The sequence below is a fragment of the Enterobacter sp. Lyrl_3 genome (assembly GCF_051948675.1).
GTDB classification, from domain to species: Bacteria; Pseudomonadota; Gammaproteobacteria; order Enterobacterales; family Enterobacteriaceae; genus Enterobacter; species Enterobacter cloacae.
This window is the reverse complement of record NZ_JAYJLI010000002.1, coordinates 137,764-152,771: the sequence shown is the minus strand read 5'-3', so window position 1 is coordinate 152,771 and position 15,008 is coordinate 137,764. Positions and strand designations below refer to the sequence as shown.

Here is a 15,008-nt window from a genome sequence, read left to right as displayed (position 1 = left end):
GGGACTTTCTTAACGACACTGTGTGACGAGGTAGGAAATGATGCAGATGTTCAACTATCCGCAGGGCGAAGGGGGCCAGTCAGGCGCCTGCTGTGAGTGCGAGCGAGAGACGCTGCGCTGGTACGATCGCGTATGTTCTTTACAACTTCCCCCTTTGCTAAGCAGGTTTGCGTTAAGGTCAACGCGATTGCAAACCACGGTAAGCATGGGGGGGATGGTCTATGGCGACTAACACATCTCTTGATTCGCCGGGCATGGCCGGAAGAACCCGGCTGCGCAGTTCCCTCAAGCTCTGGCAGGTGGTGATGATGGGGCTGGCTTACCTCACCCCCATGACCGTGTTTGATACCTTCGGCATTGTGTCCGGTATCAGCAATGGCCACGTGCCCGCCTCGTATCTCCTGGCGCTGGCGGGCGTCATGTTTACCGCCATCAGCTACGGCAAACTGGTACGACAGTTCCCGGAAGCGGGCTCTGCGTACACCTACACGCAGAAATCGATCGGACCCCATCTGGGGTTTATGGTCGGCTGGTCCTCGCTGCTGGACTATCTCTTCCTGCCGATGATCAACGTGCTGCTGGCGAAGATCTACCTTTCCGCATTGTTCCCGGAAGTCCCGCCGTGGGTGTGGGTGGTGGGGTTTGTGACGATCCTGACGCTGGCGAACCTGAAGAGTGTTAATTTGGTCGCCAACTTTAACACCCTGTTTGTGCTGGTGCAGATCGCCATCATGGTGGTGTTTGTCATACTCGTGGTGCATGGCCTGCACAAGGGGGAGGGCGTTGGCACCGTCTGGTCGCTGCAGCCGTTTATCAGCGAGAACGCACATCTGATCCCGATTATTACCGGCGCGACTATCGTCTGCTTCTCTTTCCTCGGGTTTGACGCGGTCACCACGCTGTCGGAAGAGACGCCAAACGCGGCGCGGGTTATTCCCAAAGCCATTTTCCTGACCGCACTGTATGGCGGGCTGATATTCATTGTTGCCTCGTTTTTCATGCAACTCTTCTTCCCGACGATTGCGCGCTTCAAGAACCCGGACGCCGCGCTGCCGGAAATTGCGCTGTACGTGGGCGGCAAGCTCTTCCAGTCGGTGTTTCTGTGTACCACGTTTGTGAATACGCTCGCTTCAGGCCTGGCCTCACACGCCAGCGTCTCACGCTTATTGTATGTGATGGGGCGTGACAACGTCTTTCCGGAGCGGGTGTTTGGCTACGTGCATCCGAAATGGCGTACTCCGGCCCTGAACGTCATTATGGTAGGGATAGTGGCGCTGTCGGCCCTGTACTTTGACCTCGTGACCGCGACGGCGCTGATCAACTTTGGCGCGCTGGTGGCGTTTACGTTTGTTAATCTCTCGGTGTACAACCATTTCTGGCGGCGTAAGGGGCTGAACAAAACGTGGAAAGATCGGTTCCACTATCTCCTGCTGCCACTCATTGGTGCCGTAACGGTCGGCGTGCTGTGGATAAACCTCGAAGCGACGTCCCTGACGCTTGGCCTCATCTGGGCGGCACTGGGGGTCCTTTATCTGACATGGCTGACGCGCCGTTTCCGAAAACCGCCTCCGCAGTTTGAAGCCGCTAAGATAGAGCAGGCCTGGGATTCCTGAATGTAAAAACGGCACCAGTACGCTGGTGCCGTTTATCTGGATCGCTCGTCTTACCAGACATCAGCCCGCAGGCGGATTATCTCAGACGTTTATGAAGACTGGCGCCTACCAGCAGTGCCCCGCAGAGCATCAGCGCGATAAACCCGCCCACGCCGTTCCAGCCGTAGTTGTGCCAGAACACACCGCCCAGCGTCCCGGCGAAGCTGGAGCCAAGATAATAGCTAAACAGATACAAAGAGGATGCCTGGCCTTTGGCACGACGGGCGCGCGGGCCAATCCAGCTGCTGGCAACGGAATGCGCGGCGAAGAAACCGGCAGAGAAGAGCAGCATTCCGGTGAAAATCAGCCACAGGGACGAGAAGAGCGTCAGCAACAGGCCCAGCAACATCACGGCGGTTGAGACCAGCATCACCGGCCCACGGCCATAGCGGGCGGTCATCGCTCCGGCTTTTGGCGAGCTCCAGGTCCCGGTCAGATACGCCACGGAGAGCAGGCCGACTACCGCCTGGCTCAGATGCCACGGCGAAAGCATCAGACGATAGCCAATATAGTTAAACAGCGTGACGAACGATCCCATCAGCAGGAAGCCGGTCAGGAACAGCCGCGGCAGCCCTTTATCCCGCCAGTGCAGGCGGAAGTTGATAAACAGCGTTTTCGGACGCAGGGAGGTGGGGCGGAAGTGGCGTGATTCCGGCAGAATTTTCCAGAACATCAGCGCAGAGGCCAGTGCAAAGCAGCCAATCACCGCCAGCGCAATGCGCCAGTTAAAGAAGTCTGTAAACACGCCGCTCAGCAGGCGTCCGCTCATACCGCCAATGGAGTTCCCGCTGATGTACAGCCCCATGGAGAACGCGACAAAGCTCGGGTGGATCTCTTCACTGAGATAAGTCATCCCGACCGCTGCCACGCCGCTCAGGGATAACCCGATGAGCGAGCGCATCATCAGGATCCCGTGCCAGCTGGTCATCATGGTGGAGAGCAACGTACAAACCGACGCCAGCATCAGCGCGGTCACCATCACCTGTTTACGCCCAATGGCATCAGAGAGAGGGCCGGTAAAAAGCAGGCCGACAGCCAGCATCCCGGTTGAAATAGAGAGAGAAATACTGCTGCTGGCCGGTGAGACGCCAAACTCATGTGACAGCACGGGAAGGATAGGCTGAACGCAGTAGAGCAGGGCAAAGGTTGCCAGACCGGCTGAGAACAGCGCCAGCGTGACGCGCATAAATTGGGAGGTACCACGTTTAATAAACTGCGCCGGCTGAGAAGCTGCGGGTAAATCATCGATATCGCGTGCCGGTTCGATATCAACGGTAGATGTACGACTCACACATGTTCCTTGCTTAAACATCCCCGTGGTTTCTGGTGACGGGTATGACCACCCCTTCAGGGTAGGAAAATGTAAATATTCTGTCTAATATATTAATAATCTCAAATGATACTTATAAAATATGAATATCGAACTGCGTCATTTACGCTACTTTGTCGCGGTGGCAGAAGAACTCCATTTTGGCCGCGCCGCCGCGCGCCTGAACATTTCGCAGCCGCCGCTCAGCCAGCAAATTCAGATCCTGGAGCAGCAGATTGGCGCCCGTCTTCTCGCCCGCACCAACCGTAGCGTGAGCCTGACGGCGGCAGGCAGGCAATTTCTGGCCGACAGCCGACAAATTCTGAGCATGGTTGACGACGCCGCCGCCCGCGCAGAGCGGCTCTACCTGGGGGAAGCCGGTGAATTGCGCATCGGGTTTACCTCGTCAGCCCCGTTTATCAGCGCCGTCTCGCAAACCCTGTCGTCGTTTCGCCGTGACTTCCCGGACGTGCATATTCAGACGCGCGAAATTAATACCCGGGAACAAATACCTCCGCTGAATGAAGGGGCGCTGGATTTAGGGCTGATGCGCAACACTCAACTGCCGGACTCGCTGGCGTGGCAGGTGATCCTGCGCGAGCCTCTGATGGCGATGATCCCGCGCGATCACCCCCTGGCGTCGAAACCTGCCGTCACGCTGGCGGAGCTGGCGAAAGAGCCGTTTGTCTTTTTCGACCCGCAGGTGGGAACCGGTCTGTATGACGATATTCTGGGCCTGATGCGCCGCTACGATCTCGCCCCGGTCATTACCCAGGAGGTAGGAGAGGCGATGACAATAATAGGCCTGGTCGCCGCCGGGCTGGGGGTTTCTATTCTCCCGGCCTCCTTTAAACGGGTACAATTGCGTGAAATGTGCTGGGTCCCGCTTGCCGAAGACGATGCGGTATCGGAGATGTGGCTGGTGTGGTCCAGACATCATGAACAGAGCAATGCGGCACAGCGTTTTAAAAAGCAGCTTATCACCGCCTCTGCCGGGCGATATTTATAGGGAAAAATGGGCAAAAATGTGCAGTAAATCACATGGCTAAGTAAATATTTGACGACGGCCATGCAAGTGCTTCACCATAGCCCAAAGTTTATTTCGAAGCTCGAAAATAAGGGAGTACGAGGTGGTTGCTGATAGTCAGCCAGGGCATATTGATCAGATTAAGCAGACCAACGCTGGCGCGGTATATCGCCTGATTGATCAGCTTGGTCCGGTTTCGCGTATCGATTTGTCGCGCCTGGCCCAACTGGCTCCCGCCAGTATTACCAAGATTGTTCGCGAAATGCTGGAAGCCCACCTGGTTCAGGAGACGGAGATTCAGGAGCCGGGGAGCCGGGGTCGTCCGGCGGTCGGGCTGGTGGTGGAGACGGAAGCGTGGCATTACCTGTCGCTGCGCATCAGCCGGGGCGAGATCTTTCTTGCGCTGCGCGATCTCAGCAGCAAGCTGGTGGTGGAAGACCGGCTGGAGCTGCCGCTTAACGCTGATCAACCGCTTCTTGAGGCGATTGTCACGCATATCGATCATTTCTTTATTCGTCACCAGCAGAAGCTTGAACGCTTAACGGCGATTGCCATCACCATGCCGGGCATTATTGATACCGAGAACGGCATTGTGCACCGCATGCCGTTTTATGAAGACGTTAAAGAGATGCCGCTGGGTGAGGTCCTGAAAAACCATACCGGCGTACCGGTCTACATTCAGCATGACATCAGCGCCTGGACTATGGCGGAGGCGCTGTTTGGCGCGTCACGCGGGGCGCGGGATGTCATTCAGGTGGTGATCGACCATAACGTCGGGGCGGGCGTCATCACCGACGGACGCCTGTTGCATGCGGGCAGCAGTAGCCTGGTGGAGATCGGCCACACGCAGGTCGATCCCTACGGGAAACGCTGCTACTGCGGCAACCACGGCTGCCTGGAGACCATTGCCAGCGTGGAAAGCGTGCTTGAACTGGCGCAGGTGAGGCTCAGCCAGTCCATGAGCTCCTCGTTGCACGGGCAACCCCTGACGGTAGATTCCTTGTGCACAGCGGCGCGGCAGGGCGATCTGCTGGCTAAGGACATCATTACTGGCGTAGGGAATAACGTCGGGCGCATTCTCGCCATTATGGTGAATCTGTTTAACCCGCAAAAAATCCTGATCGGCTCCCCGCTCAGCCAGGCGGCGGATATCCTCTTCCCGGCGATCTCGGCCTGCATTAATCAGCAGGCGCTGCCCGCCTACAGCAAAAACATTGTGGTCGAAAGCACGCAGTTTTCGAACCAGGGCACCATGGCCGGTGCTGCGCTGGTGAAAGATGCAATGTATAACGGCTCCTTACTGATCCGCCTGCTGCAGGGCTAACTCTTTTCCACAGACTTACTAAAAATTGCGCTATCTCAAGCCGGATAGCGCACGCTTCCCGTAGACTTCCCCCACTGAATTATTTACCTGGTTTATATTTTCGAAGCATACCCAAGAGGTGGAATGAGTCATGCTTAAGCGTTTCTTTGTTACTGGTACAGATACCTCTGTCGGCAAGACTGTTGTATCGCGCGCGTTGCTACAGGCGCTGGCAGCAAGCGGTAAACGTGTTGCAGGGTACAAACCGGTCGCAAAAGGCAGTAAAGAGACGCCAGAGGGGCTGCGCAATAAAGATGCCCTGGTTTTACAAAGCGTCTCATCCCTGGAGCTGCCTTATGACGCGGTCAATCCTATAGCCCTGAGCGAAGAGGAGAGCAGCGTGGCGCACAGCGGGCTGATCAATTACACCCTGCTGTCGGATGGGCTGGCGAACCTGAGCGAGAAGGTTGATCACGTTGTGGTTGAAGGCACGGGCGGCTGGCGCAGCCTGATGAACGATTTGCGTCCACTTTCCGAGTGGGTGGTGCAGGAGCAACTGCCGGTGGTGATGGTAGTGGGCATCCAGGAAGGGTGTATCAACCATGCGCTGCTCACGGCGCAGGCGATCGCCAATGATGGCCTGCCGTTAGTGGGCTGGGTGGCAAACCGTATCAACCCGGGCCTTGCGCACTATGCAGAAATCATCGACGTGCTGAGCAAAAAACTGCCCGGCCCTCTGGTGGGTGAACTGCCTTATTTGCCGCGCGCCGAGCAGCGCGAACTAGCGCAGTACATCGATCTCTCTGCTCTCGGCAGTGTGCTGGCCGTAGATCGAGTCGTGGCGTAACGTTCGCGAGAGCACGGACGCAACAACGCAGGCAATCAGCAGGCCGGGTAGCAGAAAATACTGCCCGGTCATTTCACACACCATCAGCGCCGACATAATAGGCGCATGCGTCGTGGCAGCGAGCAACGTCGCCATCCCCGCTAGTCCCAGCAAAATCGCCGTTTCAGAACCCGGTAGCCACAGCGCAAAAAGCTGCGCAAACAGCATTCCTGTCGCCAGCCCGACAAACAGCGTCGGCGTGAAGACCCCGCCCGGCGCGCCCGAACCGCTGCTTGCCAGGACCGCCAGCAGCTTACAGATAAACACGCCCGCAATAACGGACAGCAGCGGCGGTGAGAGCAGAAAGGCCTGCACCACGCTATAGCCGTTGCCCCACACTTTGGGCGTGAGAAGCGACAACAGCCCGACGATCAGCCCCCCGAGCGCCAGCTGCCAGGGTGGTGAGAGTTTGAGACGCAGAAACAGGGCGTGGCTAACCGTCATCAGCCACATCAGCAGCGGGCCGCAGACGCCCGCCAGCAGACCGATGATAACGATCAATCCGTAATCGCCCGCAGTGAGCGTTTCGCTGAGATGCACCTCATACAGCGTGGTGGCGCCGGGGCTTAACAGACGCGTCGTCAGCAGCGCTACGACGGCCGCAATGACTACCGGGCCGAGCGAGGCGAGCATCAGCGTGCCGAACAGGATTTCCGCAATAAACAGGCTTCCGGCTAGCGGCGCGTGGTAGGCGCTGGCCATTCCCGCCGCCGCCCCGCAGGCGATCCATAATTTCCATTCGGACTTCGGCGTAAAGCGCTGCGCAAACAAGGAGGCGGCGAGGGCGGCGAGCAGGATCATCGCCCCTTCACGCCCGATGGCGCTTCCGCTGGAAACCACCAGCAGTGACGCCAGGGATTTGACCAGGCTGGCACCGTAATCGAACTGCCCGTCACCCGTTTCCAGCGCTTCCATATAATCCGTAGGCGCATGCGGGCGTTGCGCCGTCAGCCGCTGCCATCCCCACAGCAACAATCCGGCTGCCAGGCCGCCAAGAGCAGGCGTGAGCATGCGACGCCAGGGGGACAACGCCGCCGCGGCGTTCACCAGGCTACCGCTGTCGTTACTGAGAAACAGCCACTCCAGCAGATACATGCTGTGGCGAAACACGGCAACGGCCAGCGCGGCCAGTACGCCCGTGACGGTGGCAATCAGAAGGCGGCGAAACATCGCGCGGATATCGGGGTAAGTATGAAGACGTTGCATGGGTCGCGAGTAAACGGGGTCGATGCAATATTGTGGCGGGAAATGACGGGGTTAGCAAAAGGTCTGCGTGCGAAAAAAAGCCGGGCAAGCCCGGCCGGAAGAATTAACTTTCACTGTGAATATTCAGCGCCCGGCGCGTACGCCCTGAGCTGAGGTACTCCGCGATATAGTCCTGCGAAATCTCGCCGTTATAGCGACCCTCTTCATCCACAATCGGCATCCAGCTGGTGTTGCTTTCATACAGGCGGGAGAGCACCACGCGCAGGTTATCTTCCGCTTTGCCGGTCATACGGAATGGATGCAGGATATCGGCACAGGTGCCGCTGGCGTTGCGCGCTTCCCGGCGTTTCACAAACCCCAGCGGTTTACCGTGTTCGTCCACTACGGTGATGGCGCGGATATCGTTATAATCCATGGTGGCAAAGGCCTCTGGAAGCGGGGTAGAGCCGCGTACCGTGATAGTAGGCTGCTGGTCGGTGACGTCGCCTGCCGACACCAGCAGCAGGCGCTTCAGAGTGCGGTCCTGACCCACAAACGAGCCGACAAACTCGTTCGCCGGCTTCGCCAGCAGCTCGTCCGGGCTGGCGCACTGGACAATCTTCCCCTGACGGAAAACGGCGATACGATCGCCCAGCTTCAGGGCTTCATCGATATCGTGGCTGACCAGCATCACGGTTTTCTTCAGCTTGCGCTGCATCTCCAGAAACTGGTTCTGGATCACTTCACGGTTGATGGGGTCCACCGCGCCGAAGGGCTCATCCATCAGCAGTACCGGCGGATCTGCCGCCAGCGCGCGGATCACGCCGATACGTTGCTGCTGGCCGCCGGACATCTCGCGCGGATAGCGGTGAAGAAACTTACGCGGATCCAGCGCCACCATATCCATCAGCTCTTCGGCACGGGTTTTACACCGGGCTTTATCCCAGCCCAGCATGCGCGGCACCACGGTAATGTTCTCTTCGATGGTCATGTTCGGGAACAGGCCAATTTGCTGAATCACGTAGCCGATGTTGCGGCGCAGCGTCACCGTATCCATCCCGCTGGTGTCTTCACCGTTAATCAGGATCGTGCCGCTGCTCGGCGTAATCAGGCGGTTGATCATCTTCAGGGTGGTGGTTTTCCCGCAGCCGGACGGGCCGAGCAGGACGCACATTTCCCCTTCGGGCACGTTCAGGTTGACGTTGTCCACGGCCTTAAAGGTCTGGCCATGCTTCTGTGAAAAATGTTTGGTGAGGTTTTCCAGTTTTATCATTATCGAATCCCCTTCGGAGTCAGTACCACCTGCAGACGGTGCAGCAGCCAGTCGAGCACAATCGCTAAAAGACAAATCATCAGCGCCCCTGCAATCAACATGCGGATATCGCTCCCGCCGATGCCGTTAAGCAGCAGCAGGCCCAGGCCGCCCGCGCCAATCACGGCGGCAATCGCCATTACGCCGATGTTCATCACCACGGCGGTGCGGATGCCGCCGAAAATCACCGGTAGCGCCATGGGAATTTCAACCCAGCGCAGCCGCTGCCAGAAGGTCATGCCGATGCCGCGTCCGGCCTCACGCAGACCCGGCGGCAGGCTGTCCAGCGCGGTATGGGTGTTGCGTACAATCGGCAGCAGCGAGTAGAGAAACACCGCGGTAATGGCGGGCAGGGCGCCAATGCCCTGACCGATCAGCGAAAACAGCGGGATCATCAGGCCAAACAGGGCGATGGACGGAATGGTCAGCACGATGGTCGCGATGCCCAGCACCGGTGTCGCCAGCCATTTGTGACGGACAATTAGAATGCCGAGCGGAACGCCGATAATAATGGCCAGGCCAACCGCCAGCGCCACCAGCCACAGATGCTGCAGCGTCAGGGTTAACAGGTAATCCCAGTTATCCAGAATGTAGTGAATCGTCTCCATAGCGCCTCCTACAACAGCTTTTTGCTACGCAGGAAATCACGGGCGACCTGCTGCGGTGACTGATGATCGATATCCACCTTCTTGTTCAGCTCGGTGATAACGTCGTTGTTGAGCTGGGCGGAGAGGGTGTTAAGCGCCTCTTCCAGCCCCGGGTTCGCCTCCAGCGTGTCTTTACGCACCACCGGGGTGACGGCATAGCTCGGGAAGAAGCCTTCATCATCTTCCAGTACTTTGAGGTCGAAACCTTTCACGCGGCCGTCGGTGGTGTAGATCAGCCCGGCATCAACAAAACCGTCGCGCACCGCGTTATACACCAGGCCGGGATCCATCTGGCGGATCTGCGGACGGTCCAGCTCCATGTTGTAGGCCTTCTGCAGCGGCTTCATCCCATCGCTGCGCCCGGCAAACTCAAGATCCAGTCCCAGCAGCCAGTTTTTGTCCGGGTTGGTTTTACGGACCTGCTCAATCTTCGCCACCATCTCAGACATGGTGTTGATATGTTCCGCTTCGGCGCGTTTACGCTGCATGGCGAAGGCATAGGTGTTGTTCATATCGGCGGGTTTGAGCCAGACCAGACCGTGCTTCGCGTCCAGACGCTTAACCGTCTCGTAAGACTCCTGCGGCGACATGCGTTTGTTGATGTGGTTAAAGATGATCAACGACGTACCGGTGTACTCCCAGGTCATATCAATCTGTTTGTTGATCATCGCGTTTCGGGAGATAACGGTCGCAATATTGGTTTGCGGCTGCACCTGGAACCCTTTCTTTTGCAGGTACTGCACGGTCATGGCCGAGAGAATATGCTGCTCGGTAAAGCTCTTGGTCGCCAGAATCAGCGGGGCGGCTATTGCCTGGCTGGTGAAGAGCGCCGCGGCACACAGCGCCGTCAGGCTGGATATTAGTCTCATGAAAGCTCCTTATTATTGTTATCGAGCGAGATGGGGACTCATCACGCGACCCAGCGCAGCCAGCAGGGTATCCAGGATCAGGGCAAACAGCGCGGTGGCCGCCGCGCCCAGGATCAGCGTCGGGAAGTCGTTCAGGTAGATGCCGGGGAAAATCAGCTCGCCGTAGCTGCTGGCGCCAATCAGGAAGGCCAGCGGAGCTGTACCCACATTAATGGCGGTGGCGATGCGGATGCCCGAGAGCATCACCGGCCAGGCGTTAGGTAACTCCACCTGGCGCAGACGCTGCCATTTGGTCATCCCAATCCCGTTGGCCGCTTCCAGTAACGACGACGGCACCGAGCACAGCCCGGCGTAGGTATTGCGCACAATCGGCAGCAGCGAGGCAAGAAACAGGGCGATGATGGCTGGCGTATCGCCAATGCCAATCACCACCATCGCCAGTGCCAGAACGGCCAGCGGCGGCAGGGTGTTGCCGACGTTGAAGATTTGCATCACGTATTCGGCTACCCCACGCGCCGCCGGGCGGCTGAGCAGGATACCCGCCGGAATGCCAACCAGCAGTGCGAAGAACATCGAGGAAAATACGAGGATTAAATGCTGTTGCCCGAGGTAGATCAGGTCAACCTGACGCGCCTTGATCGTCTCCAGCCCAATGCCCCAGGTGAGGAGGGCCAGAACCAAGATAATGGCGCCGACAAACAGCAGCGAGCGTTTGAGTAATGGATGCATTGCGGTGTGTCTCCCTGTGCGCATGCGTTATCGCAACCAGAGGTTGCCTGTTGTTATGCCATGTTTCGGCAGGGGTAGTTGACCTATAGCAAGCGTTTGGGAAGGGTTCCAGCGAAGGGGAAAAATCAGTAACCCTATGAAACTAGTGACAACCTTGATTAAGCCTTATGAGGTAAGGGCTGGCTGAGTGAGGGCAGAATAGTCCTAAAGCGACTTCATGAAAGTGACGGTGTCACAACTGTCGCGACATTCTGCCCTCTGCGTTTTGACTATCGGCCGAGGGCTGCGCGAACTTTGCGCACGCGCACCGCGATGGTAATCATGGAACAAACGGATACCAGCGCCAGTATGACACCCAGCGCCAGCATCGCATTAAAGCCAATCCACCGGAACAGGAGTAACCCTGCGATACCGCCCGTAATAAACGAGAACAGGGTGGTTAAGTGGGTTTTAAGCTGGCTTTTCTGCGCCGCCGTGTCTTTGGAGTAGTCCCGGCGTAGCATCGCCACGACTACCGAGGCCAGCGATATTCCCGCGTCCGTCAGCGTGCCGGTGATGTGCGTTGATCTCACCCGGCCGCTGGAGAGCTGGGTGGAGGTGGAATTGTGGATCCCCATCAGACCACAGAGAAAGATAATAATTGTGCGGTTGCTGGTGAGGGCATGGAAATACATCTCGTAAACCGAAATACCGGTCAGTAATAACCCTTCGACAAAAAGGATCTGGCAAAAAACCAGGCGGATATTATGGATAATGCCCCAGATAACAATAATGCGCGCAAGAATGGCACCCGTGACAAACGCCAGAATAATGGAGCCAAAGAAAATAATATCGTTCAGATCGGTGGAAGAGACTTCGCTGGATAATTGTGAGGTATTGCCGGTCATGTGAGAGGGGAAAAAGCCAAATGCCCCAAGGGCGATGGCGTTGAGCAAGCCGGCGGATGTCGCCAGCCAGAGGGCTAACCGGCGATCCTCCTGATGCGTTCGTTCTTTTTTGAGTTTAATCAGCAAGAATACCTCCGGGGTGAGCTTTGCCTGAAACGTCAGGCTAGCAAAGCGATACAACGGACAGTCCAGGATATGGCTTAATTATTATTCCCTCTGATGACATGCAGGGTTTTGTAATTAAATAAAATATCCTTGCTGAATATAGGGCCGTGGGGAATTCAGACCATGCCGTTATTTCCGTGTCGCAAAAATGCCGGACGCTGATTAAGACGTTCAAACCAGGCATCAATGGCAGGCACCGCGGGTTTGTCAAAAGGCGTCATCTTCCAGCGGTTCACCGACAGCCCCAGCACCACATCTGCAAGCGTAAACGTTTCGCCCCCAGTAAAGGCGCCAGTGCGCTGCAACTGCTGCTCCAGAATGCCGATGCAGTGGTTCCACTCTTTTATCCCGGCGGCAATCCGCACGGGATCGTTATAGTCCGGGTTTTTGCGCCCCAGCGCCGGGAATACATAGCGCCAGGCGTTGTTGAATTCGGTTGCCTGCCAGTCCATCCAGCGCTCGACGTTAGCGCAGGCCTGCGGGTGAGACGGCAGCAGGTCATTGCGATCGGCTTTGCGCACCAGGTAGCGGCAGATTGAATTCGATTCCCACAGCACAAAATCGCTGTCGATCAGCACCGGCACCATGGCGTTGGGGTTCAGGGCGCGGAAGGCGTCCGTTTCCGTCGAGGCAAATCCGCTGCCGTAATCTTCCTGCTGGTACGCAATTCCAGCTTCTTCGCAGGTCCAGAGGACTTTACGCACGTTGATGGAGGTGGTTTTGCCAAGGATGGTGATCATGGGTCAGGTGTCCTGCACTGGAATGAATGGTTTAAAAACAATACATCAGTTTTGTGAAAGAGGTCGGGGCAAAATTAGGTGGTGAGTGCGCTGGATTGGGGGAGCGATACCGTCTTTCTGGAAGGAGCCTCGCAAACCTAAAAGTAACCCGGTGAAAATGAGGGTTAATGCTTTTATTCCGGTTACCTGGGCCGTAAAGTGACGGCGTTGCGGCACATCCGCAATCGGGTGTAGGAACCCGGATCTCACAGTGCGACTTTATTTTGTCGCAACAGTGCATATGCCGTTAAAATCACGGTGGCGCTGGCGGAGCAGTCGTCAAGACTGGCCGTTTTCTCTGTGGGCGGTATTCCTACCTCCGTCAGCGCTGCCCCCTCGAGCGTAGGAACTCATCGGGTGGTTAATTCAATTTCATACACTGAGGATGCCTTATGGCTACTATCCCAACCCTGTCTTACCTGCAATCTGACGAAAACATTATTCAGCAACTTATTACCCGACCCCTTCCGGTTGACGCCGACCTCTTTGACGTTGCGGACAACTGCGCCGCGCTGGTGACCGTGCTGGTCGAAAGCGATGATAGCGTCATTAGCTCTGCACTCTGCGAGCGCCTGCTGCAAGCGCTTCATCGACTGCGCGAACTCTGCGATGCCGATCTCCCGCCGAACCTTATTGAACAATTGATTATGGGAGAGAAAATGACCTCCTGCGTCCCAGACTGCTGGCACGACACCGCTACCCAGATAGACTATGCGCTGGCACTTACCCAAGCCGTTAAAGGGGGGACATTGCCCGCGAACGTTGCGAAAGAGCTTACGGGGCTGCTGCACGATATGATTTGGCTTCTGGCGGAGTTTGTGAAGGAGCCGCGAATTGTGTCGCACTGAGTGCGGGCAGGCTTTGTTAGCTGCTTAGAGGGTGGTGAGGGAAAGGGGCTATGATGAGCCCCTTTGAGGTTTTTGAGGGTTATGTTGTTATTGCTTTCGCGATTGGGGCTGGGAAATGGCTGCTATGAGCGAGGAGCGGACATCAAAAAAATAGATCTTGAAATAATAAACTATAGGAAAAAGATATTTACAAGGTGTATTATAACTTAATTCTGTAAATAAGTTTATCAAACAACTTGAAAGTATAGGAATAGAGTATGAGTGACTCCCCGTCAGTTATCTTTACAGCATATGCAACGGGAATATTAGCACTAATTGGATTGTGCCAAATTTTTATCCTAATAAGTCAACGAACTCAGCTCAGGCTTGATTGGGCAGAAACTTATAGAAAGCGATGGGGGGAAATAAGAATTGATTGGAGTAAAGTTATTTATTTCGGCCATTCTTCTGGTGACTATTATCAGATTGCCACAGCAGAGGTTATTTCTGAAATAGATAGGATGAAAACCGAGAGAAAAAACACAACCCGAGAAATTTGGGCTTTAGAACCGACGATACGTGTTTTTACTGAATTAAATGATATTTGTTTACGAATTATGCAAGGGCATCTTCGAATTGGTGATACTTATCCGATCCTAGGCACTGAATTTCTTAGACAAAGTGCTGCGATGAGAAATTTACTAGATTATGAATATTCATCACGTCAAGGCAATTGGGGTGATAAAGAACATGTGGATGTGCAACGTTCTATTCGCACTTGGCTTGTTTGCCATGATGGAATTAGACGAAGATGTCTGATATTAATTGATATGTTATGGGCTGAGGCAGTAAGACTCGAAGATCTCCCGCCTGACGATATTAGAAGTGCAGCGAATGCTAAAATACATACAGGAAAAGAGAGAAAAAAAAGGCTCAAGGAAGAAGTGATTCGATTGAATGGATATTTTTCCATAATCAGAGCATTGTCATTATCTTATTTCTTGCAACATTCTGAGTATAAGGTTAATAAGTATTCAAGAGGTATTGATGCCGTCCGACTTAAAGAACTAGAAGACAAGTGGGTCAAACGTTACTTAGAAGAATAATATCATTAACAGGCGGAAAACTACCAATAAGAAATGTATCTAATGCGTTTCTTATTGGCTACTTGCACTATCATATTTTATAAAAAATCCATTCAAAAATTATCTTAGTAACGTATGTTTTTGGCACAAAGCGGACAAGTTCCTCGTCGAGGTATAGACCGTCCTCCGTTCGGAGATCTACCATCAAGCATGATAAAATCGACATTGAGTGCATGCGACTTCACCCTCTAACCAGATTCACTCGGGTAAAATCAGATTCTGACAAGGCTTTTACTATTGCCCCTGATCATCCTGCACGTAAAATAATCAGACACTTATGGAAAGA

15 protein-coding genes are annotated in these 15,008 nt (G+C 55.4%); 7 read left to right on the top strand and 8 right to left on the bottom strand.

Annotated features, from left to right (window positions below):
* Window positions 1-37: 37 nt before the first annotated feature.
* Together VF709_RS05920 and VF709_RS05915 are read left to right on the top strand one after the other, a co-directional pair.
* Window positions 38-232, top strand: coding sequence for a YmjE family protein (locus VF709_RS05920; RefSeq protein ID WP_032618525.1), 195 nt, complete (start codon window positions 38-40; stop codon window positions 230-232).
* Window positions 222-1,613: an APC family permease gene (locus VF709_RS05915; protein ID WP_013096830.1), complete on the top strand. Its 1,392-nt coding sequence runs from the start codon at window positions 222-224 to the stop codon at window positions 1,611-1,613. The genes VF709_RS05920 and VF709_RS05915 overlap by 11 nt, the downstream gene beginning before the upstream one ends.
* A gap of 76 nt (window positions 1,614-1,689) precedes the next feature.
* On the opposite strand, the gene VF709_RS05910 is transcribed toward VF709_RS05915, so the two are convergent.
* Window positions 1,690-2,943 carry an MFS transporter gene (locus VF709_RS05910; RefSeq protein ID WP_440231077.1) on the bottom strand — a complete coding sequence of 418 codons (1,254 nt, stop codon included), beginning with the start codon at window positions 2,941-2,943 and terminating at the stop codon, window positions 1,690-1,692.
* A 121-nt stretch (window positions 2,944-3,064) separates the two neighbouring features.
* On the opposite strand from VF709_RS05910, the gene VF709_RS05905 reads away from it, so the two are divergent.
* The 3 genes from VF709_RS05905 (at window position 3,065) to bioD (ending at window position 6,138) form a co-directional block, all read left to right on the top strand.
* Window positions 3,065-3,970, top strand: a complete 906-nt coding sequence (locus tag VF709_RS05905) for a LysR family transcriptional regulator (protein ID WP_149896428.1) — start codon at window positions 3,065-3,067, stop codon at window positions 3,968-3,970.
* 121 nt (window positions 3,971-4,091) lie between these two features.
* Window positions 4,092-5,312: a sugar metabolism global transcriptional regulator Mlc gene (gene mlc, locus VF709_RS05900; protein ID WP_013096827.1), complete on the top strand. Its 1,221-nt coding sequence runs from the start codon at window positions 4,092-4,094 to the stop codon at window positions 5,310-5,312.
* 130 nt (window positions 5,313-5,442) lie between these two features.
* Complete coding sequence (gene bioD / locus VF709_RS05895; RefSeq protein ID WP_013096826.1) at window positions 5,443-6,138, top strand: dethiobiotin synthase; 696 nt, start codon at window positions 5,443-5,445, stop codon at window positions 6,136-6,138.
* On the opposite strand, the gene clcB is transcribed toward bioD, so the two are convergent.
* From clcB to VF709_RS05860, 7 genes are all read right to left on the bottom strand, one after another.
* Window positions 6,073-7,383, bottom strand: coding sequence for a voltage-gated ClC-type chloride channel ClcB (clcB, locus tag VF709_RS05890; protein ID WP_058661270.1), 1,311 nt, complete (start codon window positions 7,381-7,383; stop codon window positions 6,073-6,075). The genes bioD and clcB overlap by 66 nt on opposite strands.
* 103 nt (window positions 7,384-7,486) lie before the next feature.
* Window positions 7,487-8,635, bottom strand: coding sequence for an osmoprotectant ABC transporter ATP-binding protein OsmV (gene osmV / locus VF709_RS05885; RefSeq protein ID WP_440231074.1), 1,149 nt, complete (start codon window positions 8,633-8,635; stop codon window positions 7,487-7,489).
* Window positions 8,635-9,282 carry an osmoprotectant ABC transporter permease OsmW gene (gene osmW / locus VF709_RS05880; protein ID WP_006808875.1) on the bottom strand — a complete coding sequence of 216 codons (648 nt, stop codon included), beginning with the start codon at window positions 9,280-9,282 and terminating at the stop codon, window positions 8,635-8,637. Before osmW ends, osmV begins: the two co-directional genes overlap by 1 nt.
* A gap of 8 nt (window positions 9,283-9,290) precedes the next feature.
* Window positions 9,291-10,190: an osmoprotectant ABC transporter substrate-binding protein OsmX gene (osmX, locus tag VF709_RS05875; RefSeq protein ID WP_149896426.1), complete on the bottom strand. Its 900-nt coding sequence runs from the start codon at window positions 10,188-10,190 to the stop codon at window positions 9,291-9,293.
* An 18-nt stretch (window positions 10,191-10,208) separates the two neighbouring features.
* Complete coding sequence (osmY, locus tag VF709_RS05870; RefSeq protein WP_040023134.1) at window positions 10,209-10,919, bottom strand: osmoprotectant ABC transporter permease OsmY; 711 nt, start codon at window positions 10,917-10,919, stop codon at window positions 10,209-10,211.
* 269 nt (window positions 10,920-11,188) lie between these two features.
* Window positions 11,189-11,932, bottom strand: coding sequence for a YoaK family protein (locus VF709_RS05865; protein WP_014831711.1), 744 nt, complete (start codon window positions 11,930-11,932; stop codon window positions 11,189-11,191).
* Window positions 11,933-12,087: 155 nt separating this feature from the next.
* Window positions 12,088-12,711 (bottom strand): glutathione S-transferase family protein, encoded by a 624-nt coding sequence (locus VF709_RS05860; protein WP_129327792.1) that lies wholly within the window; start codon window positions 12,709-12,711, stop codon window positions 12,088-12,090.
* Between the two features lie 431 nt (window positions 12,712-13,142).
* Between VF709_RS05860 and VF709_RS05855 the strand changes: the two genes are divergently transcribed.
* Together VF709_RS05855 and VF709_RS05850 are read left to right on the top strand one after the other, a co-directional pair.
* Window positions 13,143-13,598: a hypothetical protein gene (locus tag VF709_RS05855; protein WP_057072719.1), complete on the top strand. Its 456-nt coding sequence runs from the start codon at window positions 13,143-13,145 to the stop codon at window positions 13,596-13,598.
* Window positions 13,599-13,855: 257 nt separating this feature from the next.
* Window positions 13,856-14,683, top strand: a complete 828-nt coding sequence (locus tag VF709_RS05850; RefSeq protein WP_130626045.1) for a hypothetical protein — start codon at window positions 13,856-13,858, stop codon at window positions 14,681-14,683.
* Window positions 14,684-15,008 lie beyond the last annotated feature (325 nt).

Coding starts and splice junctions, on each gene's coding strand:
- osmY (WP_040023134.1), bottom strand. CDS start 10,919: ATGCATCCATTACTCAAACGCTCGCTGCTGTTTGTCGGCGCCATTATC.
- osmW (WP_006808875.1), bottom strand. CDS start 9,282: ATGGAGACGATTCACTACATTCTGGATAACTGGGATTACCTGTTAACC.
- VF709_RS05860 (WP_129327792.1), bottom strand. CDS start 12,711: ATGATCACCATCCTTGGCAAAACCACCTCCATCAACGTGCGTAAAGTC.
- VF709_RS05915 (WP_013096830.1), top strand. CDS start 222: ATGGCGACTAACACATCTCTTGATTCGCCGGGCATGGCCGGAAGAACC.
- VF709_RS05855 (WP_057072719.1), top strand. CDS start 13,143: ATGGCTACTATCCCAACCCTGTCTTACCTGCAATCTGACGAAAACATT.
- VF709_RS05920 (WP_032618525.1), top strand. CDS start 38: ATGATGCAGATGTTCAACTATCCGCAGGGCGAAGGGGGCCAGTCAGGC.
- VF709_RS05905 (WP_149896428.1), top strand. CDS start 3,065: ATGAATATCGAACTGCGTCATTTACGCTACTTTGTCGCGGTGGCAGAA.
- clcB (WP_058661270.1), bottom strand. CDS start 7,383: ATGCAACGTCTTCATACTTACCCCGATATCCGCGCGATGTTTCGCCGC.
- osmV (WP_440231074.1), bottom strand. CDS start 8,635: ATGATAAAACTGGAAAACCTCACCAAACATTTTTCACAGAAGCATGGC.
- VF709_RS05850 (WP_130626045.1), top strand. CDS start 13,856: ATGAGTGACTCCCCGTCAGTTATCTTTACAGCATATGCAACGGGAATA.
- bioD (WP_013096826.1), top strand. CDS start 5,443: ATGCTTAAGCGTTTCTTTGTTACTGGTACAGATACCTCTGTCGGCAAG.
- osmX (WP_149896426.1), bottom strand. CDS start 10,190: ATGAGACTAATATCCAGCCTGACGGCGCTGTGTGCCGCGGCGCTCTTC.